The sequence below is a fragment of the Mesorhizobium sp. M8A.F.Ca.ET.207.01.1.1 genome (assembly GCF_004794715.1).
Taxonomy (GTDB): Bacteria; Pseudomonadota; Alphaproteobacteria; order Rhizobiales; family Rhizobiaceae; genus Mesorhizobium.
Genome location: NZ_SRUS01000003.1, coordinates 551,845 through 572,177, shown reverse-complemented (window position 1 = coordinate 572,177; position 20,333 = coordinate 551,845). Strand labels below are relative to the sequence as shown.

The 20,333-nt window shown below is 63.7% G+C and carries 17 protein-coding genes; 14 read left to right on the top strand and 3 right to left on the bottom strand.

Features of this window, described 5'->3' with window-relative positions; all coding sequences use genetic code 11:
* Positions 1-31: 31 nt before the first annotated feature.
* The 10 genes from EN850_RS11525 to EN850_RS11480 all read left to right on the top strand — a co-directional run bounded on the left by EN850_RS11525 (position 32) and on the right by EN850_RS11480 (position 12,916).
* Positions 32-2,017 carry a CocE/NonD family hydrolase gene (locus EN850_RS11525; protein ID WP_136091271.1) on the top strand — a complete coding sequence of 662 codons (1,986 nt, stop codon included), beginning with the start codon at positions 32-34 and terminating at the stop codon, positions 2,015-2,017.
* A gap of 154 nt (positions 2,018-2,171) precedes the next feature.
* A complete protein-coding gene (locus EN850_RS11520) occupies positions 2,172-3,758 on the top strand; it encodes an ABC transporter substrate-binding protein (protein ID WP_136091270.1) in 1,587 nt (528 codons plus the stop codon).
* A gap of 16 nt (positions 3,759-3,774) precedes the next feature.
* On the top strand, positions 3,775-4,734 hold the full coding sequence (locus EN850_RS11515; protein ID WP_127275729.1) for an ABC transporter permease: 960 nt from the start codon (positions 3,775-3,777) through the stop codon (positions 4,732-4,734).
* Between the two features lie 10 nt (positions 4,735-4,744).
* Positions 4,745-5,569 carry an ABC transporter permease gene (locus tag EN850_RS11510; protein ID WP_127275728.1) on the top strand — a complete coding sequence of 275 codons (825 nt, stop codon included), beginning with the start codon at positions 4,745-4,747 and terminating at the stop codon, positions 5,567-5,569.
* On the top strand, positions 5,569-7,224 hold the full coding sequence (locus tag EN850_RS11505) for an ABC transporter ATP-binding protein (protein WP_127275727.1): 1,656 nt from the start codon (positions 5,569-5,571) through the stop codon (positions 7,222-7,224). Before EN850_RS11510 ends, EN850_RS11505 begins: the two co-directional genes overlap by 1 nt.
* Positions 7,225-7,343: 119 nt before the next feature.
* Positions 7,344-8,930, top strand: coding sequence for an ABC transporter substrate-binding protein (locus tag EN850_RS11500; RefSeq protein ID WP_135862476.1), 1,587 nt, complete (start codon positions 7,344-7,346; stop codon positions 8,928-8,930).
* Positions 8,931-9,013: 83 nt separating this feature from the next.
* Entirely contained in the window at positions 9,014-9,853 is an 840-nt protein-coding gene (locus tag EN850_RS11495; RefSeq protein WP_127275726.1) for an alkaline phosphatase family protein, read from the top strand.
* Between the two features lie 282 nt (positions 9,854-10,135).
* Positions 10,136-10,702, top strand: coding sequence for a sigma-70 family RNA polymerase sigma factor (locus EN850_RS11490; protein ID WP_127275725.1), 567 nt, complete (start codon positions 10,136-10,138; stop codon positions 10,700-10,702).
* On the top strand, positions 10,699-11,367 hold the full coding sequence (locus EN850_RS11485; RefSeq protein WP_136091269.1) for an anti-sigma factor: 669 nt from the start codon (positions 10,699-10,701) through the stop codon (positions 11,365-11,367). Before EN850_RS11490 ends, EN850_RS11485 begins: the two co-directional genes overlap by 4 nt.
* A gap of 160 nt (positions 11,368-11,527) precedes the next feature.
* The gene (locus tag EN850_RS11480) at positions 11,528-12,916 is read left to right on the top strand and encodes a S8 family serine peptidase (protein WP_136091268.1); all 1,389 of its coding nucleotides are present in this window, start codon (positions 11,528-11,530) and stop codon (positions 12,914-12,916) included.
* An 11-nt stretch (positions 12,917-12,927) separates the two neighbouring features.
* Here EN850_RS11480 and EN850_RS11475 read toward each other — a convergent pair whose 3' ends face one another.
* Positions 12,928-13,422 carry a hypothetical protein gene (locus tag EN850_RS11475; RefSeq protein WP_135917019.1) on the bottom strand — a complete coding sequence of 165 codons (495 nt, stop codon included), beginning with the start codon at positions 13,420-13,422 and terminating at the stop codon, positions 12,928-12,930.
* 23 nt (positions 13,423-13,445) lie between these two features.
* A complete protein-coding gene (locus EN850_RS11470) occupies positions 13,446-14,264 on the bottom strand; it encodes a class I SAM-dependent methyltransferase (protein WP_136091267.1) in 819 nt (272 codons plus the stop codon).
* Between the two features lie 79 nt (positions 14,265-14,343).
* On the opposite strand from EN850_RS11470, the gene EN850_RS11465 reads away from it, so the two are divergent.
* Positions 14,344-15,252: a LysR family transcriptional regulator gene (locus EN850_RS11465; RefSeq protein ID WP_136091266.1), complete on the top strand. Its 909-nt coding sequence runs from the start codon at positions 14,344-14,346 to the stop codon at positions 15,250-15,252.
* Here the strand turns inward: EN850_RS11465 and EN850_RS11460 are convergent.
* Positions 15,249-16,271 (bottom strand): substrate-binding domain-containing protein, encoded by a 1,023-nt coding sequence (locus EN850_RS11460; RefSeq protein ID WP_135921741.1) that lies wholly within the window; start codon positions 16,269-16,271, stop codon positions 15,249-15,251. The two genes, EN850_RS11465 and EN850_RS11460, sit on opposite strands and share 4 nt — an antisense overlap.
* Positions 16,272-16,637: 366 nt before the next feature.
* Here EN850_RS11460 and EN850_RS11455 point away from each other — a divergent pair, with 366 nt between their 5' ends.
* The 3 genes from EN850_RS11455 (at position 16,638) to EN850_RS11445 (ending at position 20,331) form a co-directional block, all read left to right on the top strand.
* Positions 16,638-17,993: an ABC transporter substrate-binding protein gene (locus tag EN850_RS11455; RefSeq protein ID WP_127275672.1), complete on the top strand. Its 1,356-nt coding sequence runs from the start codon at positions 16,638-16,640 to the stop codon at positions 17,991-17,993.
* 168 nt (positions 17,994-18,161) lie between these two features.
* Entirely contained in the window at positions 18,162-19,175 is a 1,014-nt protein-coding gene (locus EN850_RS11450) for a sugar ABC transporter permease (protein WP_127275671.1), read from the top strand.
* A gap of 1 nt (position 19,176) precedes the next feature.
* Positions 19,177-20,331 (top strand): carbohydrate ABC transporter permease, encoded by a 1,155-nt coding sequence (locus EN850_RS11445; protein WP_127275670.1) that lies wholly within the window; start codon positions 19,177-19,179, stop codon positions 20,329-20,331.
* The last annotated feature ends 2 nt before the right edge of the window (positions 20,332-20,333 follow it).

Below are 20,333 nucleotides of genomic sequence, written 5' to 3'. Positions count from 1 at the left end.
AGTTTTCGTGCCGCGGAGCGTTATGCCTGCCATGAAAACCATCACCGAATTTCCCCGTAAGATCGTCGAATTTCCCGACATGGGTATCGTCATGCCCGATGGCTGCCGGTTGTCGGCGCGGGTGTGGATGCCGGAGGATGCGGGCGACGATCCGGTACCTGTCATCCTTGAGCATCTGCCCTACCGCAAGCGCGACGGAACGATCTTTCGTGATCAGCTTACCCATCCCTATTTCGCCGGCCACGGCTACGCCTCGATCCGCGTCGACATGCGCGGCAATGGCGATTCCGAAGGGCTGATGGACGACGAATATTCCGAGCAGGAACTGCAGGACGCCTGCGATGTCATCGCCTGGGCGGCGGCGCAGCCCTGGTGCAACGGCAATGTCGGCATGATGGGCATCTCTTGGGGCGGCTTCAACTGCCTGCAGGTGGCGGCCAAACAGCCGCCGGCGCTCAAGGCGGTTATCAGCCTGTGCTCGACCGTCGACCGCTATGCCGACGACATCCACTACAAGGGCGGCTGCCTTTTGAACGAGAATTTCGGCTGGGCCTCGACCATGCTGTCCTATTCGTCGCGGCCACCGGATCCGCTGATTGCCGGCGACAACCGCTGGCGCGATCTGTGGCTGAGACGGCTGGAGAACCAGTCCTTCCTTTTGCCGCTCTGGCTCAGCCACCAGCATCGCGACGCCTACTGGAAACGCGGTTCGATCTGCGAGGATTTTTCCGCAATCAAAGCCGCAGTGCTGTCGATCGGCGGCTGGCATGACGGCTACCGCAACACGATCTCGCACCTCGTCACCAACATCGAGGCACCGGTCAAGGGCATCGTTGGACCGTGGATACACAAATACCCGCACTATGCGGGCCCCAAGCCGGCCATCGGCTTCCTGCAGGAAGCGCTGCGCTGGTGGGACCACTGGCTGAAGGGCGCCGAGACCGGCGTCGAGGCCGATCCCGACTATCGTGCCTATGTGATGGACAGCGTGCGCCCCGCTCGCTGGCATCCGGAGCGGCCCGGCCGCTGGATAGCCGAGCAGGAATGGCCGTCGTCCAACATAACGATTGAAACGATCGAACTCGTTTCCGCTGATGCAGGACCTTCCATCGTCGCTTCGCCGCAGACCTGCGGGCTTGCCGGCGGCGAATACTTTCCCTTCACCTTCGGCCCGGAATTGCCTGGTGACCAGCGCCCTGACGACGGGCTGTCGGCGTGTTTCGACCAGCCTGAGCTCACCAAGCCGATCGAGATCGTCGGCGCGCCGGAGCTTGAGATCCAGTTTGCCTCCGATCGGCCCCAGGCCAACATCGCGGTCCGGCTTTGCGACGTGCATCCCGACGGCGCCTCGGAACTTATCTCCTATGGCGTGCTCAATCTGACGCACCGCAAGTCGCATGAATTCCCCGAGGCGCTGGTCCCAGGGGAGACAGTTTCGGCGCGTGTCGTGCTCGATCAATGTGCCTACCGCGTGCCGGCCGGCCATCGTTTGCGCGTCGCCGTTTCGACCGCCTACTGGCCTGCCATCTGGCCCTCGCCGGAGCCGGTACGGCTGACCTTGTCGGCGGCCTCGCTATCAGTGCCGCTGCGCCTGCTCGCAACAGGCGACGAAGTCGTCTTCGGCGAACCGGAAGGCGCCACGCCCTGGGCGACCGAGACGGTTCGACCCGCCAATTCCGAACGCCATGTCGACCGCGACGAAAAGACGGGAATCGTCACGCTTTCCATTGCGGATGATTTCGGCGAGGTGCGTGATCTCGACCACGGCCTTGTCAACGGCAGCATCGCCCGCGAAACCTGGACCATCCATGCTGACGATCCTCTGTCAGCCTCCGGGAAAACACATTGGACGCAGACCCTGTCGCGAAATGGATGGTCGGTCCGTACCGAGACATGGGCGCAGATGCGGTCGGATGCGCAAAACTTCATCGTCAGCGCCAGAATCGAGGCCTACGAAGGCGAAAACCTCGTCTTCGAGCGCGATTTCGACGAAAGGGTCCCGCGCGCGCTGGTCTGAGTGCTGAAACCGTTGGTCCAAATGCGACGTGCGATTTACGCCACGGCATGTCGCAATCGGTCTTGCTTACCGCTTTCCCTTGCGGTCATTATTCCCCTCACAAGAAGCAAGAAAATCGACCACAGAGTCGAACCAACAGAGTGAGGAACTCAAAATGTCGAATGAACTCGAATTCCTTAGCCGGCGCGTTGCAGCAGGCAAGCTGAGCCGTCGTGATTTTCTCGGCCGGGCGGCAGCGCTCGGCATCGCCGCACCCTTCGCCAACTCGCTGCTTTCAAGCGCGGCGCGGGCGGCCGGTCCGGTCAAGGGCGGCACGCTGAAGGCCGGCCTGGTCGGCGGTGAATCCACCAACAGTCTCGATCCGGCCCTGTTCATGACCCAGGTGCCGTTCGCCTTCGGCAAGTGCTGGGGCGAAATGATCGTCGAGCTGTCGCCCGACGGCAAGCTCGACAACCGCATCGCCGAGGAGATCGGCTCGTCCAAGGACGCCAAGACCTGGACGCTGAAGATCCGCGAAGGCGTCGAATTCCACAACGGCAAGAAAGTGACCGCCGAGGACGTCGCCGCGACGCTCGAGCGCCATTCCGACGAGAAATCGAAATCCGGTGCGCTCGGCTACATGAAGGGCATCGAAACCATCAAGGCCAATGGCAAGGAAGTGGTGCTGACGCTGAAGGAAGCCAATGCCGACCTTCCCTACCTGCTCAGCGACTATCACCTGATCGTGCAGCCCAATGGCGGCAAGGACAAGGCCGACGCCGGCATCTCGGCCGGACCCTATAAGGTCACCACCAACGAGCCCGGCGTGCGCCATGGCGGCGAGCGCTTCGCCAATTACTGGCAGAGCGACAAGATGGGTCATGCCGACCAGATCGAGATCATCGTCATCAACGATGCGACTGCGCGCACGGCGGCCCTGCAGGGCGGCCAGGTCAACATGATCAACCGCGTCGAGCCGAAGATCGTCGACCTGATCAAGCGCGTGCCGGGCGTGACCATCCGCAACCACGCCGGTCCGGGCCACTACGTGTTCATCATGCATTGCAACACGGCGCCGTTCGACAACAACGACCTCAGGATGGCGCTGAAGCTGGCGATCGACCGCGAGGAGATGCTGAACAAGGTGCTGCGCGGCTATGGCTCGCTCGGCAACGACTTCCCGATCAACGCGTCCTATCCGCTTTTCACCGAGATCGAGCAGCGCAAATACGATCCCGACAAGGCCAAATTCCACTACAAGAAGTCCGGTCATGACGGCGCCGTGCTGCTCAGGACCTCGGACGTCGCCTTCCCGGGCGCTGTCGATGCGTCCCAGCTCTTCCAGCAGAGCGCGGCCAAGGCCGGCATCAAGATCGAGCTCAAGCGCGAGCCCGGCGACGGCTACTGGAACGAGGTCTGGAACAAGCAGCCCTTCTGCGCTTCCTATTGGGGCGGCCGCTCGACGCAGGACCAGATGTACTCGACCGCCTACCTGTCGACCGCCGACTGGAACGACACGCGTTTCAAGCGCCCGGATTTCGACAAGATGGTGCTGGCGGCGCGCGCCGAACTCGACGAGGCCAAGCGCAAGCAGATGTACCACGACATGGCGGTCATGGTGCGCGACGAAGGCGGTCTGATCCTGCCGATGTTCAACCAGTTCATCGACGCCACCGGCGCCAAGGTCGATGGCTGGGTGGACGACCCGCATCAGGAGCTGATGAACGGCTACGCCCTGGCGAAGTGCTGGCTGCAGGCCTGAGTCCGGCTTTGCGGATATGTCTTCACCCATCCTGAAACTAATCGCCCAGCGCATCGCGCTGGGCATCCTCCTTTTGTTGGCCATTTCGGTCCTGATCTTTGCCGGCACGCAAATCCTGCCCGGCGACGTCGCGCAAGCCATTCTGGGACAATCGGCGACACCGGAGTCGCTCGCCAATCTGCGCGAGCAGCTTGGACTGAACGACCCCGCCTATATCAGGTACTTCCATTGGCTCGGCGGCGTCTTGACCGGGGACCTCGGCACGGCGATGTCGAGCGGGCAGGATATCGCGACCTCAATCAAGGGCCGGCTGTGGAACACGCTGTTCCTCGCCTTCTGGGCGGCGATCGTGGCCGTGCCGCTGGCAATCATCCTTGGGCTGATCGCGGTGCGCTATCGCAATGGCTGGGTCGACAAGCTGATCTCCGGACTGGCGCTTGCCTCTACCTCGTTCCCGGAATTCTTCATCGGCTATCTCCTGGTCTATTTCTTCGCGGTGAAATGGCAGATCTTTCCCGCCATCTCGACTGTCTATGACGGCATGCCTTTCGGCGAACGCATGCAGGCCATCGCGCTGCCGGCCACGGCGCTGACGCTGGTAGTGCTCGCGCACATGATGCGCATGACGCGTGCGGCGATCCTCAACGTCATGCAGTCGGCTTATGTCGAAACGGCGGAACTCAAAGGGCTTTCAGCCTTCTCCGTCATCCGCAGGCACGCCTTCCCGAATGCCATCGCGCCGATCATCAATGTCGTCATGCTGAACCTCGCCTATCTCATCGTCGGCGTCGTCGTGGTCGAGGTGATCTTCGTCTATCCCGGCATGGGACAGTATCTGGTCGACCACGTCACCAAGCGCGACGTGCCGGTGGTGCAGGCGGTCGGCCTGATCTTCGCCGCCGTCTACATCAGCCTCAACATCATCGCGGACATTGCGGCGATCGTCGCCAATCCGCGTCTCAGACATCCAAAGTGAGGGGGCGGGCATGCTCGATATAAAACGCATCCCCATCCCCGCTCTGATCGGCCTGGTGCTGACAGCCCTGTTCGTGCTCGCGGCGATCCTCGCGCCGTGGATTTCGCCCCACGACAATGCCGAGATCGTCGGCGACGTCTGGGAACCGATGTCGGCAGCGCATTGGCTTGGCACCGACAATCTCGGCCGCGATCTCTTGTCGCGCATGATCTACGGCGCCCGGATCACCCTGTTCATCGCCGTGCTGGCCACCGCGCTGTCGTTCTCGCTCGGCGCCATACTGGGTTTTTCGGCGGCTGTGTTCGGCGGCTGGTTCGACACGATCCTGTCCCGCCTCGTCGATCTCCTGATGTCGATCCCGACACTGATCATGGCCCTGGTCGTGCTCTCCGTGCTGCCGACCAACCTGGTGACGCTGATCCTGGTGATGGGCATTCTCGATTCGACGCGCGTCTATCGCCTGGCGCGCGCAGTCGCCGTCGACATCAACGTCATGGACTATGTCGAAGCGGCCAAGCTGCGCGGCGAAGGCAGCGCCTGGATCATCTTCCGCGAGATCCTGCCCAACGCGCTGTCGCCGCTGGTCTCCGAGCTCGGCCTGCGCTTTATCTACGCGGTGCTGTTCCTGTCGACGCTGTCCTTTCTCGGTCTCGGCGTGCAACCGCCAGACGCCGACTGGGGCGGCATGGTCAAGGAGAACAAGGACGGCATCGTCTTCGGCATCGCCGCCGCGCTCATTCCCGCGGCCGCGATCGCGGCCCTGGCGATCTCGGTCAACCTAGTGGCCGACTGGGTACTGAACCGCACGACAAGCCTGAAGGGAGGACGCGGCTGATGGCTGACGGCAAGGCAAAGTCCACTCCCCTGCTCGACATCCGCAATTTGCGCATCGAGGCGACGGTCTATCCGCCTGGTGAGGCGCCGAAGACCATCACGCTGGTCCACGACGTGTCGCTGACGCTGGAGAAGGGCAAGGTGTTGGGCCTGATCGGCGAATCCGGCGCCGGCAAGTCGACGATCGGCCTGTCGTCGATGGGCTACGGCCGCGGCGGCGTGCGCATCACCGGCGGCGAAGTCATTCTCAACGGCCGTGACATCCTGAAGGGCGGCAAGGACGAATTCCGCAAGCTGCGCGGCCGCGAGGTCTGCTATGTCGCGCAATCGGCGGCAGCCGCCTTCAATCCGGCGCACAGGCTGATGGACCAGGTTGTGGAAGCCACGCTGCTGCATGGCACGGCAACCCGCGCGGAGGCCGAGAAGCGGGCCGTCGCGCTGTTCAAGAAGCTCAGCCTGCCCAATCCGGAAACCATTGGCGAACGCTTTCCGCACCAGGTGTCGGGCGGCCAGCTGCAGCGCGTCATGACGGCGATGGCGCTGTGCTCCGAACCCGACCTGATCGTCTTCGACGAGCCGACCACAGCGCTCGACGTGACGACGCAGATCGACGTGCTGTCGGCGATCAAGGACGCCATCCGCGACACGCATGTGGCGGCGCTCTACATCACCCATGACCTTGCCGTCGTCGCCCAGGTCTCCGACGAGATCATGGTGCTGCGCCACGGCCGGCTGGTCGAATGGGGAGGCACCCGCCAGATCATCAAGGAGCCTCGCCAGGAATACACCAACGCGCTGGTCTCGGTGCACGAGATCGAGCATGCCGAACAGAATCCGGGCGCGACGCCGTTCCTGTCGGTCAAGAACGTCACCGCCGCCTATGGCGGCGGCCAGGTCAAAGTGCTCAAGAACGTTTCGGTCGACATCTATCCGGGCCAGACGCTGGCCGTGGTTGGCGAATCCGGTTCCGGTAAATCGACGCTGGCGCGCGCCATCACCGGCCTGTTGCCGCCCGAGCAGGGCAATGTGACCTTCGACGGGCGCCCGCTGGCCAACCGGCTTGCCGACCGGCCGAAGGAGGATCTGCGCCAGTTGCAGATGATCTACCAGATGGCCGACGTGGCGATGAACCCGCGCCAGACCGTCGGCACCATCATCGGCCGGCCGCTCGAATTCTATTTCGGCATCCGCGGCAGGGAACGCGACCGGCGTGTGGCCGAGCTGCTCGACGAGATCGAGATGGGCAAGGGCTTCGTCGACCGCTATCCGGCCGAGCTTTCGGGGGGCCAGAAGCAGCGCGTCTGCATCGCCCGCTCGCTCGCCGCCAAGCCGAAGCTGATCATCTGCGACGAGGTGACATCGGCTCTCGACCCGTTGGTGGCCAACGGCATCCTCAAGCTGCTGCTCAACCTGCAGCAGCACGAAAAGGTCGCCTACCTGTTCATCACCCACGATCTGGCGACGGTGAAGTCGATCGCCGATTCGATCGCGGTGATGTATCGCGGCGAAGTGGTGCGCTACGGCTCCAAGAGCAAGGTGCTCACACCGCCCTTCGACGCCTATACCGACCTGTTGTTGTCGTCTGTTCCGGAGATGGAGATCGGCTGGTTGGAAAAGGCGATCAAGGGGCGGCGCATGGCCAGCGCGGGGAACTAATCAGCCAGCTGCCGCCAGCCGGGGAGATGGCGGCCGTCATCCGCATGCAGCACTAGGGCGCCACACGTCCTCCGGACGGGCGCCACTGGTGTGACGTTATTTTCAACAAGGGGCAGGACATGAAGACTGAACTCGACCATCTCGCTGAACTCGCTGGCCAGGGCCGGATATCGCGTCGCGACTTTCTTGGCCGCACAGCGGCACTTGGCGTGTCCGCCGCGCTGGCAACGACGCTGGCCGGGAAAGCCTTCGCGCAGAGCCCGGTCAAGGGCGGCATCCTCAAGGCCGGCCTGCAAGGCGGTGAATCGACCAACAGCCTCGACCCGGCGCTGAACCTCAGCCAGGTCACTTTCAGCTTCGGCAAGCAGTGGGGCGAGTATCTTGTCCGTCTCACCCCCGACAACAAACTGGTGAACCTGATCGCCGAGGATATCGGCGCCTCCAAGGATGCCAAGACATGGACGATCAAGATTCGCGACGGCATCGAATTCCATAACGGCAAGACGGTTGGCGCCGAGGACGTCGCCGCCACCATCGAGCGCCATGCCGACGAGAAATCGAAGTCGGGCGCGCTCGGCATTCTCAAGAACATCAAGGGCGTCAAGGCGAGCGGCAAGGAAGTTATCTTCACGCTCGGCGACGCCGATGCCGACTTCCCATATCTGATGGCCGACTACCACCTCGTCATCCAGCCGAATGGCGGCAAGGACAACCCGAATGCCGGCATCAGCGCCGGGCCTTACAAGGTGACCGTCAACCAGCCGGGCGTTCGCCATGGCGGCGAGCGCTTCGCCAATTACTGGCAGGGCGACAAGGCCGGCCATGCCGACCAGGTCGAGATCGTCGTCATCAATGACGCGACGGCCCGTCTGGCCGCGCTGCAGGGCGGCCAGGTCCACATGATCAACCGCGTTGAGCCAAAGGTCGTCGACCTGGTCAAGCGCATTCCCGGCGTCAGCATCGAGAATGCGTCCGGCAAGGGCTATTATCCGTTCAACATGTTCTGTGACACGGCGCCCTTCGACAGCAACGATCTCCGGATGGCGCTGAAGCTCGCCATGGATCGTGACGAGATGCTGGAGAAGATCCTCCGCGGCTATGGTTCGGTCGGCAACGACTTCCCGATCAATGAGGCCTATCCCCTGTTTACCGCCATCGAACAGCGCAAGTTCGACCCGGAAAAGGCGGCTGCGCTCTACAAGAAGTCCGGCCACAGCGGTTCGATCCTGCTGCGTACCTCCGATGTCGCCTTCCCTGGTGCCGTCGATGCAGCCCAGCTCTACCAGCAGAGCGCCGCCAAGGCCGGCATCAAGATTGAGATCAAGCGCGAGCCGGGCGACGGCTACTGGTCGGAAGTCTGGAACAAGCAGCCCTTCTCGCTCTCCTATTGGGGCGGACGCGCCACGCAGGACCAGATGTACTCCACCGGCTATGTCTCGACCGCCGACTGGAACGACACACGCTTCAAGCGGCCGGAGTTCGACAAGATGCTGTTTGCGGCGCGCGGCGAGCTCGACCAGGACAAGCGCAAGGCGATCTACCACGACATGGCGGTGCTGATGCGCGACGAAGGCGGCCTGATCGTGCCGTTCTTCAACCAGTTCATCGACGCCGCCGCCACCAACAAGATCGGCGGCTTCGCCAAGAGCCCGATCGGCGAAATGATGGATGGTTACGCGCTCGCCGAGTGCTGGCTGAACGCCTGACATCCCTCTCATAGTGAAAAGCGCCGCGTGTCCTGACGACACGCGGCGCACTCGTTTCAACAAACAATCGCATGGAGCAGCCCGTGGCGATCCGATCCAAGCTTCTGCTGATCATCCTCGACGGCGTTCCCTACCGGAACTGGCGCCGGCTGATGGGCAATCTCGAAGGCTGGGTGCAGTCGGGCGAGGCGCGGGTGTGGAAGATGCGCTCGGTGCTGCCGTCGACCTCGGCCTGCTGCTATGCCTCGATCCACACCGGCGTGTCGCCGCAGGTGCACGGCATCCTGTCCAACGAGAAACGGTTTCGCGTCGGGCAGCCCGACATCTTCTCGGAAGTCAGCAAGGCCGGCGGCAAGACAGGTGCGGTCACCCATTCCTACTGGTCCGAATTCTTCCGCTCCTACCCGTTCGACCTCGTCGAGGACATGGAGTATGATGAGCCTGGTGGGCCGATCACGCATGGCCGCTTCCACACCATGACCGGCTACAATCTCAAGAACCAGATGACGCCGAGCGATGTCGACCTGTTCGCGACGCTTACCATGCTCACCCGGCGCCATGGCATCGACTACGGCATCCTGCACACCTGCACGCTGGACTCGATGGGCCACCGTTTCGGCCATGACTGCCACGAGATGGACTATGCCTGCTACGCCATGGACGGCATGCTGGCGGCCTTCCTGCCGGGCTGGATCGAGGCCGGCTACGAGGTCATGGTCACCGCCGACCACGGCCAGACCGACCGTGGCCACCATGGCGGCCATGACGACGAGATGCAGGATTTCGCGCTCTATTATTTCGGCGCCGGCAAGGGACCGCAGGCCGACACGCTGCTCGACCAGCTGCAGCTTGCACCGACCGTGCTGAAGCGGCTGGGCGTGGCAATACCCGAGACGATGAAGGCCAAGCCGTTTTTGGATTAGTGCGGCGATCTTCCCTTCTCCCCTTGTGGGAGAAGGTGGATCGGCGCGGAGCGCCGAGACGGATGAGGGGTGTTCCAGGAAACACCAACGCCTCACTCCGCTGGAACACCCCTCATCCGTCGCCTTCGGCGACACCTTCTCCCACAAGGGGAGAAGGAAAAATGCGCGGCTCTGGCAAGACAAACTTTCTTCGGATAGCCTCCGAAAATTCCTTGGCGGAGGATGAACCTTTTTGGACCGATCGGCGACAGAGCAGACAGGGGCCAGGCGGCTCAACCGGCCATGACGGCGGCGGCGGAGACCGATCGCGCGCTTGTCGACCGGGTCGCGAAGGGCGACCGGGCTGCCGTGCGGCTCCTGTTCATGCGTCACCACGCGCGGATTTACCGCTTCGTGGCGCGCCAGACGGGATCGGAAATGATGGCTGACGATATCGCGAACGAGGTGTTCCTCGAACTGTGGCGCCAGGCGCCGGGCTTCGAAGGGCGCTCCGAAGTCTCGACATGGCTGCTCGGCATCGCCCGCTTCAAGGCGCTCTCGCTGCTGCGCAAGAAGAAGGAAGACTGGATCGACGACGAGGCCGCCGCCGCGGTGCCCGACAGCGCCGATACGCCCGAGGTCGTCACCATGAAGGAGGACAAGGCGGCCGCCTTGCGCCGCCTCATCGACGCCCTGCCCGAGGAGCACCGCACGGTGATCGACCTCGCCTATTATCAAGGGCAATCGGTGACCGAGATCGCGCAGGTGCTCGACATCCCGGTCGCGACCGTCAAGACCCGGATGTTCTATGCCCGCAAGAAACTCGGCGAAGCCCTGAAGGCCGCCGGTTACGACAGGGGGTGGCCATGAGCGCCGCTGAAAAGATGTCGCGCCGCGACGAAATGGAAACGTTGCTGCCGTTCTACCTGAACGGTTCGCTCGAAGGTTCGGATCTGGAAGCCATCGAAGAATGGCTGGCCAACGATCCCGCGGCACTTGCCGCGCTTGGCGAGGCGGAAGCCGAGTTCTCCGGCACGGCCGCCGCCAACGAGGCGATCCGTCCACCGGCCGATGCGCTCAGCCGCTTCGCCAAGGCGCTGGACGCGGAGGCAGGGCCGACTCGGGCGCCGGCAAGCGCGTCCTGGCTGGCGCGGGCCTGGGACCGCTTCATGGCGGTGCCGGCTGGCGTCGCCTGGGCGACGGCCGCGGTCCTGCTGGCCTTGATCGCGGTGCAATCGCTGGTGCAGCCAAGCGGCAAGGGCGGCAATTTCGAGATCGCCGGCACTGAAGACGATCTGGCGAAGATGCCGTTCGCCCTGGTCAAGTTCAAGCCGGACGCCAGGATGGCCGATATTGCCGTCTTCCTCGACACCAACAAGCTCAAGATCATCGGTGGTCCGACCGCCGACGGCGTCTTCAGGCTCGCCATTCCGGCGACGACCGCCGCCGACTACGAGAAGGCGCGCGGCCTTATTGCAGCCCAGCCTTTCGCGGAGACCGTGATCGAGGGAAGGAAGCCCGTTGATGGCGGCTAAGGCGGTCATTCGATTTGCGGCAATGCGAGAGCGGTTCACCGTTTCGCGAAAACGATGGACTGCTCTATCTTCTTGTTTTGATGCAATTCCCAAGGGAAAGCGCTTTGCGCTTTTCCCGAGAAAACCGCTACGCACTTTTCTTGGAATTGCTTTGGCGGCGATGGCAATCGTCACCGTGCCTGCGTCGGCGCAGACCAACGCCACCAATCCGGACCGGGCGAAAATCGATTGTAGCGACGAGGCCAATGCGACGGCAGCCGACTGCGTCAAGGACGGCGGCGCCAAGGGCGGGTCGGGTGCGGCAGAGCCCGGCGCCGTTTTTCTGCCCGCCCTGATCGTCGACCTCTTCCCCAACCCGGCCGCTCCCCCGGCACCGGTGCCGACACCACGGCCGGAGCCCGCGGCACCAGCTGGAGGCAACCAGGCCGGCCCGCCGTCGGGCGGAGCGATCGTCTCGCCGACCGATCTCATCGCCGTTCAGCCGCCGCGTGCCGTGACCGGCGAGTTCGTGCCCGACGAGGTGCTGGTGACCCTCGATGGCGGTGCCGGCGCCGTGCAGCAGATCGCCGCCTCCTTCGGCCTCGAAGTGCGCTCGCAGCGCCAGTCCCGGCTGCTTGGCACGACTTTGGTGCGCTTCGGCATTCCCGACGGCCGCCCGGTCGGCGTCGTGCTGGCGCAGCTTGCCGCCGACGGCCGCACGCAGCGCCGCGAGCCCAACCATATCTATTCGCTGCAGCAGGCGGCCGGCATCGTCAATTATGCCTTCGACCGCATCGCGCTCGACGCCAAACAGGCCAGTGGCGAAAACGTCCGTGTCGCCGTCATCGATACCGGCATCGACGACACCAATCCGGCTCTGGCCGGCGTCATCGCCGTGCAGTTCGATGCGATGCCCGGCGTGCCGGTCGAAAAGCGCGATCACGGCACCTCGGTCGACGGGCTGATTGCCGGCGTCGGCGCGCTGGAAGGCATGGCGCCGGGCGCCAGGATCTACCACGCACGCGCCTTCGAGGGCGGCAAGTCGACCATGGACGTCATCCTGTCGGCGCTCGACTGGGCGGCGGACCAGAATGTCAGCATCATCAATATGAGCTTCGTCGGCCCGAAGAACGACCTGCTTGGTACTGCCTGCCGCAATGCCCGCGCACTCGGCATGGTGCTGGTCGCGGCGGCCGGCAACAACGGACCGAAGGCGCCCTATGGCTACCCGGCCGCCTTTGACGGCGTCATTGCGGTGACGGCCACCGACGCCAAGGACGGATTGATGCCGCAGGCCAATCGCGGCGCCTATGTCTTCATCTCGGCGCCGGGGGTCGAGATGGTGGCGCCGAGCGGCGCCGGCTCGGACGTCGTCACGGGCACCTCGTTTGCCGCGGCAATCGTCAGCGGCGCCATCGCCAACCTCATCCACGCCGCCCCCGAGCGCTCGGCCGACGACATCGAGAAGGCACTGGCCGCCACCGCCAGGGATCTTGGCCCGAAGGGCCGCGACAATGATTTCGGCTTTGGGCTGTTGGACATCAAGGCCGCACAGACGGCGAAGGAGTAGCCCGTGACGGCTCAGGCCGCGCGTTGCCCGGGACGGACCAAGAACCAGAACGCGGCGATGTGCGTGATCATCAGCAGCGGCACATAGATGATCGGGATCGCATAGGTGGCGCCGAATTGTTCCGCGTGTGCGGGAAGGCCGAGCTGCGTGGCATGATAATAGTCGACTAGCAGATCGACCATCCCGAAAAGGTTGAAGGCGACGACGAACGGCCAGAAGAGCCGAGGTATCCGCACCGTGAGCAATGCCAGCATGGCCAGCACCCCTGTTGCGAAGTCGCCGTAGGCGGCGAATGCGGCGAAGCCGGCAGGCAAGTTGGAACCCACGACGCCCGGGAGGATGAAGACGAGGCCGAAGAAGCGGAAGCTGTGCAGGGTGGCGATGGCGCGTTGTGCTGCGACCGGGTCCATTTGCCGGAGCCAGGGCCAGATATACGCGCCGAAGCAAAGCAGCCATGCGACATAGCCCAGAACGAGATGGGTTTGAAATAGGACTTCCGTGGACATCTGAGGTCTTCCCGACAGCCGGTTCACACTGCTTCGAACACCGCGGTCAGGATGCCGAGCCGGCCCTGCATGAGATTTCGACCCAGGTTGGTCGTAAGCTCGGCGAAGTCCGGCCCCATCACCACGCCGAGATTTGGCGAAGGCGGCGGCCCCGATGCGCGCAGTTGCGCGAACCAGGCTCTGGCGGCCTCAGTGTCGTCTTGCCATGCGAGCACGCGGAAGCCGGCCGCTTCGATCGCCGCGCGCGTCGCGTCGGCTGTCAGGAGGAAGCTCGTCGCCGGCATTCGTGCCCAGGGGAGCGGATAGTGCGGTTCACCCTTGCCCAATGCGACGTCGAAGGTGGCAAACCGGCCGCCTGACTTCAACACGCGCCTGGTCTCGTGATAGAGCCGCGCCCGGTTGGAGATGTTCATCGCCACGTGCTGCAGCAGTACGATGTCGAAACGGCCGTCGTCGAACGGAAGCTCCAGGGCATTGGCAGTCTGGAACGACAGCTGCCCGCTCTGTCCCGTGCGTTCGGTCAGATAGCGTGCGGCTTCCACGAAAGGCTCGCTGAGGTCCACGCCAGTAACCCGGCAGCCATAGGTCGCAGCCAGAAAGCGCGCCGGCCCGCCGATGCCCGAGCCGACGTCCAGGACCGACATATCGGCGGCGACCCCTGCCAATTGGGCAAGCTCGGCGGTGGCAGCAAGCCCACGCGTGTGAAACTGGTCGAGGGTACCCAATTGCTGTGGCGTGAGAAGCTGGTCCGCTGGACCAAGGGCGGCCAGTACGGTCTTCAGCCGCTCAGTCAGGCCGGTCGCGCGATAATGGTCGCGCACCCCATCGAGTTCATTGGTCATTGCAAGATGTCTCCGTGCTTCGACCTACTACCTAAGCCCGCTTCCATAATTCGACTATCCCCTGTAATCACAACGACCTATGAAGCAGAACTACACAGTCCGTCATGGTGCGCTGGAGGGCGTCGAGGCGTTCCTGGCTGTCGCCAGGCACCGCAACTTCCGCCGCGCCGCCGCGGATCTCGGCGTGACGCCGTCCGCCGTGAGCCAGGCGGTGCGCGCGCTGGAAGCGCGCTTGGGCACCGCGCTGTTCGTCCGCACGACGCGCAGCGTCGGCTTGACCGAGCCCGGTCAGCGGTTTCTTGACCGCGCCGGCCCTGCCTTCGAAGAACTCGTCTCGGCCGGCGAAGCCGCCCGAGATGTCGGCCAGCGGCCAACCGGACTGCTACGCCTGTCCGTGCCCCGGGCCGTCGTGCCGCTGATCCTGGAGCCGATGATCGCGTCGTTCTGCCGAGCCTATCCCGAGATCGAGCTGGAGATCGCCGCGAGCGACGAGATGGTCGATCTCGCGAACGGCGGGTTCGACGCCGGCATCCGCCTCGGCCAATTCGTCGCGCCTGACATGGTCGCGGTGCGGCTGACGCCGCCGTTCAGCTTCGTCCTCGTCGGCAGCCCGGACTATTTTGAGCACCATGGCTATCCCGCGCATGTCGAGGATCTCCGCCACCACGCCTGCTTGCGCTTGCGCCGCTCGAACGGCGCCATCGCGCCCTGGTCCTTCGTCGACGGCAACGAAACGATCGAGGCGATCGTCTCGGGCCCGCTGATCGCGCATGACTATCCGACATTGCTGGGGGCCGCGATGCAAGGCGTTGGATTGGCGCAAACGCCTCGACCCATTGCCGAGGGTCCGATTGCCCAGGGAAAACTAAAGCCCGTTCTAGAGGGCCTCTCGGCGACGACGCCGGGTGTCTTCCTCTATCATCCCGGCAAGCGCCAGGTCCTGCCGAAGCTGCGCGCCTTCATCGATCATCTCAAATCCGCGGGCTAGGCAGGCGCGCCAGCCACGGACCCCCGCACCACCAGGTCGACCGGCCAGACCTCGCCGCGGGCGCCCTCCTCCAGCCCCGATATGCGTGCCGCCAGCCGCTCGGCAATGCGTGCGCCGGCCAGCCGGATCGACGAGCGCGTCGTGGACAGCGGCACGGAAAAATTCTCCGGCTTCAGCCAGGGAAAGACGTCGTCATGGGCAATCAGCGAGACGTCGCCGGGAATGCTGAGCCCGAGATCACGCACCGCGCGCACGACGCCGAGCGCCATGATCAGGCTGGAGCAGGCGATTGCCGTCGGCGCGCCGTCCTGTTCGAGCAGGCGCCGGGCAGCGCGATAGCCATTCTCCTCGGTCATGACGACGGAGCAGACATGGCGATCGCCCAATGTCAGGCCGCTCGCGGCCAGCGCCCGGCGCAGGCCGCGCTCGCGGTGAATGGCGAAGGTTTCCCTGTCATCGCCGTTGATCAGCGCCAGCCGCCGATGGCCGAGCTGGACGAGCAGCCGGGCCGCCTCGTGGAAAGCGCCTTCATTGTCGATGTCGAGATAGGGATAGTCGAAATCGAAACCCTCGCTGCGGCCATGGACGATGAAAGGAATGCCGAGCGTGTTGACCAGCGCCACGCGCCGGTCGGCGGGCCTGGGCGAAGAGATGTAGACGGCGTCGACCTGCCGGTTGGCGACGATACGCCGGTAGGTCGTCTCCTGATCGTCGGCATCAGCCGGCGACAACACGAGGTCGAGTTCGTGCGAGCGGGCATAGTCGCCCAGGCCGGACAGAAATTCGACGAAGTGCGGGTCGATGTCGACGGCCGCACCCGTCGGCAGGACATAGCCGATCATTCCGGACTTGCCCGTGGCCAGCCGGCGCGCGCTCGGATTGGGGCGATAGCCGTGGCGCTTGGCGGCGTCCATGACGCGCCTGCGGGTTTCCTCGTTGACTTCGGGGTAGCCGTTCAGCGCCCGGCTAACCGTGGTCTGCGAAAGCGCCAGCATATGCGCAAGTTGCTTGAGGTTCACGAGAGGCCTCCCCGCCTCAAAGCGCTTTTAGATTGAATCGACCCAACTACCGTCCGCGACGCGGCCATATCGCAGAGACCATAAGCGTGCCGGGGCTGGGTTTGAAACAAGAATTGCTGTTGCATTGCCAAAAAAGCATGTTGCGACGCACTTTTTCGAGCCCTGGCTGCAGGCAATTAAATCGATTAGTCCGCAGGCCCTCTTGACTCCTGATCGATTCAATGGCGAGATCGGCGAAGCCAAAGCGCTTTGGAAGACTCTTCGAAAGGTTGCGGTTCCCTTGCGACTGAGTCACAGTCCTGCGGCGTCGGCGGGCGGAATGGAGGTTCCGTCCGGTGAGTGTGTGACCCACTGGGAGGAATACCGATGAAGAAAATGCTTTTGCTGGGTGTTGCGTCTGCCGCATTCGCCCTGAGCGCGCCCGCGCATGCCGAACTGAAGTTCAAGCCGGGCGAGGACAAGCGCTTCAACTGGGCGAATTACGAAGATCTCAAGAAAGTCGACCTCAAGGGCGAGACTCTGTCGATCTTCGGACCGTGGCGTGGCGAGGACGAGACGCTTGTGCGGTCGGTACTCGATTATTTCTCCGAAGCCACCGGCGCGGAGGTCAAATATTCCTCGTCCGAGAATTACGAGCAGCAGATCGTCATCGACACCCAGGCCGGCAGCCCGCCCAACATCGCCGTGCTGCCGCAGCCGGGCCTCATCCAGGACCTTGCTTCCAAGGGCGTGCTGACCCCGCTGGGCGACGACGTCGCGGCTTGGGTCAAGGAGAATTACGCCGCCGGCGACTCCTGGGCCAAGCTCGGCACCTACAATGGCAAGGACGGCAAGCCGGGCTTCTATGCCTTTCCCTACAAGATCGACGTGAAGGGGTTGGTCTGGTACTCGCCCGACAACTTCGAGGAAGCCGGCTACAAGGTGCCGAAGACGCAGGAAGAACTGGCCGAGCTCGAAAAGAAGATCATCGCCGATGGCGGCAAGCCGTGGTGCATCGGGCTTGGTTCGGGCGGCGCGACGGGCTGGCCGGCGACCGACTGGGTCGAGGACATCATGCTGCGCACGCAGCCGCCCGAAGTCTACGACAAGTGGGTGAAGAACGAGATCCCGTTCACCGATCCGGCGGTGGTCAACGCCATCGACATCTTCGGCAAGATCGCCACCGACGACAAGATGGTGGACGGCGGCGCCAAGGCAGTCGCGGCGACCGACTTCCGCGACAGCCCGAAGGGCCTCTTCACCGTGCCGCCGAAGTGCTACATGCACCATCAGGCATCGTTCATCCCTTCCTTCTTCCCGGAGGGCGTGAAGCTCGGCCAGGATGCGGACTTCTTCCCCTACCCGCCTTACGCCTCCAAGCCGGAACTGGGAACGCCGCTGGAAGTGGCCGGAACGCTGGTGATGATCACCAAGGATTCCAAGGCGTCGCGCGAATTCATCAAATTCCTGCAGATGCCGCTCGCGCATGAATTGTGGATGGCGCAGAAGAGCTTCGTCACCCCCTTCAAGGGAGCCAACAAGGACGCCTATGGCAGCGATGCGCTGAAGAAGCAGGGCGAGATCCTGGTCGGCGCCACGACGGTACGCTTCGACGGCTCTGACCTGATGCCCGGCAAGGTCGGTGCCGGCTCGTTCTGGACCGGCATGATCGACCTGGTCGGCGGCAAGTCCGCCCAGGACGTCGCCACCGACATCCAGAAGAGCTGGGACGCTATCAAATAGCGGGGCGACCTAACACCTTCCAATCCTCCTGCTGGATCCGGGCCACGGCCCGGATCCGACCGGCGGTGCTCGCCGGAAGCCTTCACGTTTCGATTGTTCCGAATAACTGAAAGTCGGTGCATCCGATCGCCAGCATCGCTGGCCGGTCATGCGCAGGGAGAGGGACCCATGGCGACTCAGATTTTCTCGGCAATATTCGTCATCATCATCGGCGTCGGCGGCTGCGTCGCCTATTTCTGGGGCGCCAACAAACTGCTCGATTTGATCTTCCCCTCGCGCGGGGTGTCCGGGACGGCCGCCGTCAACAATCTGCGCCGGCAGGGATTGGTGCGGCCCTGGCTGTTCGTGGGTCCGGCGCTGATCATCCTGACCATCTACCTGATCTATCCGGTGATCGCGACGCTGTGGCTGTCTTTCTTCGACCGCGGCGGCACGAGTTTCGTCGGGTTCGCCAACTACGAATGGGCGCTGCGCGATCCGGATCTGCGAAACGCGATCATGAACAACATCCTGTGGCTGGCGGTGGTGCCGGCGGCCTGCACCTTCCTCGGCCTGATCATCGCCGTGCTTACCGACAAGATATGGTGGGGCACGATCGCCAAGAGCCTGATCTTCCTGCCGCTGGCCATCTCCTTCGTCGGCGCCAGCGTGATCTGGAAGTTCATCTACGAATATCGTGGCGACGGCCAGATCCAGATCGGCCTGCTCAACGCCATCATCCAGCATTTCGGCGGCCAGCCGCAGGTCTGGATATCGCTGCCGTTCTGGAACAACTTCTTCCTGATGATCATCCTGATCTGGATCCAGACCGGTTTCGCCATGGTCATCCTGTCCTCGGCGCTGCGCGGCATCCCCGAAGAAACGCTGGAAGCCGCCGTCATAGACGGCGCCAACCCGTTCCAGATCTTCTGGAAGATCATGGTGCCGCAGATCTGGGGCACCATCGCGGTGGTGTGGACCACCATCACCATCCTGGTGCTGAAGGTGTTCGACATCGTCTTGACCATGACCAACGGCCAATGGAACAGCCAGGTGCTGGCCAATCTGATGTTCGACTGGATGTTCCGCGGCGGCGGCGACTTCGGCCGCGGCGCGACCATTGCCATCATCATCATGATCGCGGTCATTCCGATCATGATCTGGAACATCCGCCAGGCCAACAAAGAGACGGGAGGGCACTGATATGGCCGTGGCGACCGGAAATTCCTTCGCAAGCCGTTTCGGCGTCCATATCGCGGTGCTCGTCTTCGTGGCGATCTGGACCATCCCCACGCTCGGCATCCTCGTCTCGTCGCTGCGCGACAAGGACCAGATCGTCGCCTCGGGCTGGTGGAATTCGTTCGCCAGTTCCAGCCAGACCGAGGCCGGGCGCCTGCCGGCCGCCTCGGCGCAGACCCAGAAGGACGGCAAGTTCGTCCTCGAGGGCAACATTTTCGGCGACGGCGTCAAGCGCAACATCAGCGCCTTCGGCGTCAAGGCAGCAGCACCTACACAATATCCGGCCGGCACATCAGCCGACCTCGGTGACGGCGTGACCCTGCAGGTCAATGCCGACGGCAGCTTCGTCATGGCATCGCCCAAGGCCTTCGAAGGCGATCGCGGCCAGCGCGTCTACTACGCCTCGTCGGCGCCGCCGAAATTCACCACCGACAACTACCAGACCGTGCTGTTCTCCGAAGGCATCGGCCGCTCCTTCATGAATTCGCTGACGGTCACCATCCCGGCTACCGTGATCCCGATCCTGATCGCGGCCTTTGCCGCCTACGCGCTGGCCTGGATGCGGTTTCCCGGACGCGCCTTGCTCATAGCGGTCATCATCGGCCTTCTGGTGGTGCCGCTGCAGATGTCGCTGATCCCGCTGCTCAGGCTCTACAACGGCGTCGGCACTTTCTTCGGCGTGCCGTCCAAGACCTATCTCGGCATCTGGCTGGCGCATACCGGCTTCGGCCTGCCCTTCGCCATCTACCTGTTGCGCAGCTATATCGCCGGCCTGCCGCGCGAGATCATGGAATCGGCCCGCATCGACGGCGCCAGCGATTTCGAGATCTTCGTCAAGATCGTGCTGCCGCTGTCCTTCCCGGTGCTTGCCTCCTTCGCCATTTTCCAATTCCTGTGGGTATGGAACGATCTGCTGGTGGCAATGGTTTTCCTCGGAACGGCGCCCGATCAGATCGTGCTGACGGCCAAGCTCAATGCGCTGCTCGGCTCGCGCGGCGGCAACTGGGAGATCCTGACGACATCGGCCTTCATCACCATCATCGTGCCGCTGATCGTCTTCTTCTCGCTGCAGCGCTATTTCGTCCGCGGGCTGCTGGCCGGCTCGGTGAAAGGAGGTTGAGA